Raw genomic sequence first — 291 nt, 5'->3', positions numbered from 1 at the left:
GTGTTCAATTCCATCAATATATTATTGTGTGGGGAAATTTGGTAGATTTCTTATAAAATGTTTTTTTGTCTGTGAAGGCCGTTAATAATAAAATAAAACCAGCGCTCTGCTGGTTTTATTTTATTATTAAAATGTCTTGCAATTTATTATGCGGCATATACAGCTTTGCTATCTGCATTTGTTTCATCACTCTTGGTTTTAAATTCGCACTTTGGCTTGTTGGAAAGATGCATTTCTATGAGATTGACTGCTTCTGTTTCAGAAAGACTATTAATAACAGCAATTTCGCGT

1 pseudogene is annotated in these 291 nt (G+C 32.3%); it reads right to left on the bottom strand.

Annotation, left to right across the window (positions count from 1 at the left end):
• Positions 1-146: 146 nt before the first annotated feature.
• A pseudogene (locus ACFIK8_RS12150) lies at positions 147-291 on the bottom strand (CarD family transcriptional regulator); the annotation flags it as partial.

It is taken from the genome of Bartonella sp. MR168JLCBS (assembly GCF_042194175.1).
Note: the sequence above shows the minus strand (reverse complement) of the source record. Positions and strands in the feature narration are given on the sequence as shown.